The sequence below is a fragment of the Leptodesmis sp. genome, from assembly GCF_052746595.1.
In genome coordinates, this window is record NZ_JBRAGO010000165.1 from 1 (window position 1) to 5,907 (window position 5,907).

Annotated in this window: 6 protein-coding genes and 1 pseudogene; 5 read left to right on the forward strand and 2 right to left on the reverse strand. The window is 51.2% G+C overall.

The annotated features are described in order from the left end of the window. Positions 1-205, reverse strand: a pseudogene (locus ACUVQO_RS22090) (Fe(3+) ABC transporter substrate-binding protein); the annotation flags it as partial. Positions 206-460: 255 nt separating this feature from the next. Here ACUVQO_RS22090 and ACUVQO_RS22095 point away from each other — a divergent pair. From ACUVQO_RS22095 to ACUVQO_RS22115, 5 genes are all read left to right on the forward strand, one after another. Further along, the gene (locus ACUVQO_RS22095; protein WP_445927979.1) at positions 461-655 is read left to right on the forward strand and encodes a hypothetical protein; all 195 of its coding nucleotides are present in this window, start codon (positions 461-463) and stop codon (positions 653-655) included. Next, positions 652-1,011: a CPBP family glutamic-type intramembrane protease gene (locus tag ACUVQO_RS22100; protein ID WP_445927980.1), complete on the forward strand. Its 360-nt coding sequence runs from the start codon at positions 652-654 to the stop codon at positions 1,009-1,011. Before ACUVQO_RS22095 ends, ACUVQO_RS22100 begins: the two co-directional genes overlap by 4 nt. Before the next feature lie 252 nt (positions 1,012-1,263). Continuing rightward, entirely contained in the window at positions 1,264-2,691 is a 1,428-nt protein-coding gene (locus ACUVQO_RS22105) for an HlyD family secretion protein (protein WP_445927981.1), read from the forward strand. Between the two features lie 96 nt (positions 2,692-2,787). After that, positions 2,788-4,053: an MFS transporter gene (locus tag ACUVQO_RS22110; RefSeq protein WP_445927982.1), complete on the forward strand. Its 1,266-nt coding sequence runs from the start codon at positions 2,788-2,790 to the stop codon at positions 4,051-4,053. A gap of 15 nt (positions 4,054-4,068) precedes the next feature. Then, positions 4,069-5,643, forward strand: a complete 1,575-nt coding sequence (locus ACUVQO_RS22115) for an MDR family MFS transporter (protein ID WP_445927983.1) — start codon at positions 4,069-4,071, stop codon at positions 5,641-5,643. 33 nt (positions 5,644-5,676) lie between these two features. Here the strand turns inward: ACUVQO_RS22115 and ACUVQO_RS22120 are convergent. After that, on the reverse strand, positions 5,677-5,907 hold a 231-nt coding region (locus ACUVQO_RS22120; protein ID WP_445927984.1), incomplete at its 5' end, for a DUF1830 domain-containing protein.

A 5,907-nucleotide genomic window follows, 5' to 3' on the forward strand; every position in this document is an offset into this window, starting at 1 on the left:
TCCGTTCGATCAACTTGTCGGCGGGAGCCTCAACCAAGTTCACTCTAATTCCAGTTCGGTTAGTAAATCCCTGGTACAGCGTGTTATCTGCATCATAATGACGAGCAGAGTAGAGATTAAGCACCCGATTCGCCTGAGCGTTTACCAGTGGATACTGAGCAAACGAACTGGCTGCAATAGCCACGATCGCAGTGTCCAACGCCAACAAAGTGCGTCTTGTAATGTTTATTTTTTCCAACTTCACTCCCGACTTTTTAATTGAAATTTAATCTCAATTAAAAAGCATAAGCTACTTGGGTTATGCCAGCAATGCTAACGCAAAAAATTCTCAACTTCTCATGGATGGTGCAAGGATCGAAACTCGTTACTTCGATCACTGACTCTCAAAGCCATTTAACGCTTCGGGTTCTTCATCCGTGACGACGACTTTATAGTACAGGCTAGATAAGGAAGGGTTGATATGCGGTCACCTGTGATTCAGTTTCTAGTGCAGCGGTTGGTATCCGCCTGGCAAACTCCAGCGTCGCTGGAGGCGTGGCTATATGCGGCTGTGTTATTGGGGATCTACAGTGTAATCACAGTTCCAATTACCTTCGGGCTGGGGTTTGTCCGAGTCAACGCATCCCAACTGAGTGTAAAGAGCAAGTCGGGGTGATTGCCGTTGCACTGGTGATGCCATCCATGTTTGAGGAAGTGGTGTTTCGGGTGCTGTTATTATCTCATCCAGGTGAAGGTGTCTCTCCAGATGGGCAATGGTTGTGGGGGACGATCGCCCTGCTGATCTTCGTGCTGTCCCATCCCTTAAATTCCTTCACCTTTTTTCCGGCCAGTCGCACCACGTTCCTGAGTCCTGTTTGTCTGATGGCCGCCGGATTTTTGGGCGCGGTCTGCTCACTGTCCTACTTGCAAAGTGGCTTTCTCTGGACGCCCGTAGTGATTCATTGGATTGTCGTGGTTATCTGGTTGCTCTTTCTGGGGGGATACGAGCGGTTGCATTCGCCATCAGCCTGATTTGTCCTCAGGCGTTTACTGTAGACCATGACACAAACAGGGTGGGTAAGCCAGCCATTACTATTTCTTGACGATTGAGAGAAGTTGCGATCAATCCCAGGATTTAGAGGACATCCTTTCTTATGAAGTACGGATACGAAATAAAAACGTGCTATATTGTTAGCAGATAGAAACTAAGTATACGTAATAAATAATTCTTTGGTCTTAGTTTATCTGGCTGACGTTGTTTATGACTCCACGAGAGGTAACACCATGAAATGCTCGGATGCCCCGTCCCTCAATGGCAATGGTCGGGTACACGCGGTAGAGCCTGGTACGCTCAATAATTTAGATCCTTGTCCATTAGAAGCTTCAAAAGATTGGGATTCCCAGTCCCCCGGATCTGTATTAGAGTCTCCTCAGCTTGCTTCGTCTGCCACCCCCACTGCAGGGGCTGCTGCTGAACCGACTCCTCTACTTCCCAAGCACCGACCGATTAAAGCGATTCTGGCCGTTGCTGGTTTGGGGGCGATCGCAGCGGGAGCCTTCGGATACAACTACTGGCAATATGCTTCCAGCCATGAAGAAACAGACGACGCTACAGTTGCTGGCCATATTCATCAGATCAGTGCCCGCATTCCCGGTACGGTGCAGGATGTGCTGGTAAACGATAACCAACTGGTGAAGAAAGGTCAGTTACTGGTGAAATTAGATCCAACCGACTACCAGATTAAGCTGCAACAAGCTCAGGCCGATCTGGCAGCGGCGCAACAGAAGGCAAATACGGCTCAGGTGAATGTTGCTCTGTCTGCTAAAAACGCGGAAGCTGCTGGCACACAGTCTCAAGGTGATGTAGCGAAGGCGCAGGCGGCGATCGCTCAGGCTCAAGCTCAGGTGATAGAAGCCCAGGCAGGAGTACCGCAAGCCCAGGCTCAACTGGCTCAGGCGCAAGCCAACTGGCAAAAAGCGCAGGCTGATTTCAACCGTTTCGCCACCCTGTTTAACGAAGGGGCGGTAACACAGCGAGATTTAGATACAGCACGGCAAGCCTATCAAGTGACCCAGGCGCAAATAAATGCAAGTCAAGAAGCGGTACGGCAGGCTCAGGCCAAACTGGCGCAAGCTCGACAAGCCGTTGCCACGGCTCAAGCGGGATTGACAGCCGCGCAGGGGGGCATACAACAGGCACAGGCAAAGAGCATTCAAACTCAGGTCAGCCGCAGTGATTTTAGCACGGCGCAAATGGCGATCGCTCAAGCTCAGGTGGTGCTCAAAAATGCCCAGCAACAACTCTCTTACACCAAGATTCTGGCTCCAGCCGATGGCAAGATTGGCCGCAAAACGGTAGAAGTGGGTCAGCAAGTCCAACCGGGTACTCCGTTGATGGCACTGGTCAGTAATGAATACTGGGTGACAGCGAACTTCAAAGAAACTCAGTTAAGTAAGATGCGTCCCGGTCAGAAAGTGGAGATCAAGTTGGACTCCTTCCCTGGCAAGAAATTTGAGGGGCGGGTCGATAGTATTGCTCCTGCTTCAGGATCTGAGTTTGCTCTGCTACCACCGGATAATGCCACGGGTAACTTTACCAAGGTGGTACAACGGATTCCGGTCAAGATTGTTTTCGATTCTCAAAGTATCAAGGGCTATGAGTCGATGATTGCACCAGGGATGTCTGCCGTTGTCACCGTCGATTTGAAGTAAGGCGGTTCTTTCGTTGCGCCTCCCTTTCCATGTCGGAGAGGGAGGTTTGTCGAACTTACGTTAGAACAAAGGGAATGACGTAGCAGGAGGAAACCATTGCAATCCATTTCGCGGGCACTGCGCTCCAGAAATTATCGCCTCTTCTTTACAGGTCAAGCCATTTCCCTGATCGGCAACTGGATGACGCAAACGGCTACTATCTGGCTGGTCTATTCCCTTAGCCATTCCGCCTGGATGTTGGGAGTGGTAGGGTTTGCCAGCCAACTCCCCAATTTTTTATTAACCCCGATCGCCGGAGTACTGGTCGATCGCTGGAATCGTCACCGCACGATTTTACTGACCCAGTTTCTGGCGATGCTGCAATCTCTGGCGCTGGCGTTTCTAGCCTTTACTGACCAGATTGATGTCTGGCAGGTGATGGCGCTGAGTGTCTTTCAGGGGACTGTGAATGCCCTGGATATGCCCGCGCGGCAGGCGTTTGTGGTGCAGATGGTCGATCACAAGGAAGACGTGGGGAATGCGATCGCCCTCAATTCCTCCATTTTCAGCGGCGCACGATTGGTGGGGCCAGCGATCGCCGGGATCGTGATTGCCTCACTGGGGGCAGGCACCTGCTTTCTGCTGGATGGCCTCAGTTATCTGGCAGTGCTGGCAGGGTTATTGGCAATGAAATTACCCCTACTGGCGCGTGGCGCCTCCGCTCAATCGACTGGAACGCTCTGGCAGAAGCTTCAAGAAGGATTTCATTATGCCTTTGGATTTCCCCCAATGCGGGCAATTTTATCTCTTGTGGCACCCACCAGTTTGGTAGGAATGCCCTACCTTGTATTGGTGCCTATTTTTGCCGCACAGATTTTTCATGGAGGATCGACCATATTAGGACTGATGATGGCTGCAACTGGATTCGGCGCTTTAATCGCTGCGGTCTATCTCAGTTCCCGCAGCAGTGTGTTGGGTTTAGGGAGGCTGATTGCGATCGCACCCGCCCTGTTGGGAGCCGCCCTCATGACCTTTGCCCTCTCCCGGATGCTGTGGTTGTCCTTATTGGCCTTGTTTTTACTGGGAATGAGTCTAATGTTGCAACGCACGTCCAGTAATACGCTCTTGCAAACGATCGTGGAGGAAGATAAGCGGGGCCGTGTCATGAGCTTCTTCCTGATGGCGCTTACGGGTATGGCTACTTTAGGCAATCTCTCGGCCGGAGGACTTGCTCAACAAATCGGTGCTCCCCATACTTTATTCATCGGTGGCGTGCTGAGTGTCATCGGATCGCTGCTGTTTATCCGCCAGCTTCCCACTTTTAGAAAACAGATCCGTCCCATTTACTACCAGATTGGGATTCTACCCCAGACTAATGCGTAAAACCGGAGATTTTTTGTGGCTACCTCTCTTACCACTCAACCACCCAGCGATCGCGTTTCATTTAAAACCTGGATTGGGGTCTGGGGAACAGTCCTGGGTGCGTTCATGGCGGTGCTGGATATCCAGATTACAAATTCCTCTTTAAAGGATATTCAGGCTGCTCTGGGAGCGACGTTGGAGGAAGGTTCTTGGATCTCGACGGCTTATCTGGTGGCGGAAATTGTCGTCATTCCACTGACCGGGTGGTTGTCCCAGGTCTTCTCGGTGCGCCGTTACGTGTTGGTGAATGCGACTCTATTTATCGGGTTCTCCATGCTGTGTGCCGCGGCCTGGAGTTTACCCTCCATGATTATGTTTCGGGCATTGCAGGGATTTACTGGCGGGATTTTGATTCCGATGGCCTTTACCGTACTGTTGACCACCCTGCCGCCCGCCAAGCAGCCGATCGGCATGGCCCTGTTTGCGATCACGGCTACCTTTGCCCCCTCCATCGGCCCTACCTTTGGCGGCTGGTTGACGGAAAACTTTAGCTGGCATTATGTCTTCTACATCAACCTGATTCCTGGCCTGTTATTGCTGGCAGCGGTCTGGTATGCGATCGAACCCAAACCCATGCAACTGCACTTGCTGAAAGAAGGGGATTGGGGCGGCATTATTGCCATGGCGATCGGTCTGGGATCACTCCAGATTGTCTTAGAAGAGGGCAGCCGTAAGGATTGGTTTGGCTCGGTACTGATTGTGCGCTTAACGGCGATCGCGGTGATCTTTCTGGCGATCTTTTTCTGGATTGAACTGACGCGCAAAAAGCCCTTTATTAACCTGCGCCTGATGACCCATCGCAACTTCGGTTTATCCAGCGTGATTAATGTCATCCTGGGACTGGGTCTATATGGCACGGTCTACATCATGCCCTTATATCTCAGCCAGATTCAGGGATACAACGCCATGCAGATTGGGGAAGTGCTGATGTGGGTGGGCTTTCCCCAGTTATTGATTATTCCGTTTGTGCCCAAACTGATGCAAAAAATTGATGTGCGGGTGTTGATTGCTCTTGGTATCAGTCTGTTTGCCGTCAGTTGCTTTATAAACTCGACCCTGACTAACCAGACGGGTCTGGATCAATTGCGCTGGTCACAACTGGTACGGGCAATGGGTCAACCGCTGATTATGGTGCCTTTGTCTTCTGTGGCCACAGCTGGGTTACCGGCTTCCCAGGCAGGTTCGGCTTCTGGGCTGTTTAATATGATGCGAAATCTGGGTGGGTCGATCGGGATTGCCGCGATCGCTACCCTGCTAACCAATCGCCAACAGTTTCACTCCAACCGTCTGGGAGAAGCGGTTTCTATCTACAGTCCTGCTGTCCAGGAGCGGCTTCAGCAAATGACCCAGTATTTTGTCAGCAAGGGGGCCGACCTGGCAACGGCTCAACAACAGGCTATTGAAACCATGAGCAACATGGTTCGCCGAGAAGCGTATGTGATGGCATTTAATGATTGCTTTTACTTCATTGCCTGCGCCCTTTTGTTAAGCGGTATCACGGTCTTGTTCTTGAAGAAGGTAAAAGCTACAGGCATTGCCGCAACGCATTAACCTGCCCTCTGCTTTCTGCCCTGACTCTCGCCTTCAAGACAGTCGATTGAGCAAGTGATTGATCAGATCTGTACTGATCTGCAGATCTGGGCAGGGAATAGTACTGAGTAAGCTGGTACTGGAGTTGGTAATCACATGCACCTCCAATAAACCTGCAACCTGGGCCTCAAAGAGGAGCCGTTGTCCTGGTAAAATTACGCGCTCAAAGTGCCAGTTCGGAATGTTGACGATTCGTCCAACTTGCAATTTGTCAGTTTTGTTGAC

Coding starts and splice junctions, on each gene's coding strand:
- ACUVQO_RS22095 (WP_445927979.1), top strand. CDS start 461: ATGCGGTCACCTGTGATTCAGTTTCTAGTGCAGCGGTTGGTATCCGCC.
- ACUVQO_RS22105 (WP_445927981.1), top strand. CDS start 1,264: ATGAAATGCTCGGATGCCCCGTCCCTCAATGGCAATGGTCGGGTACAC.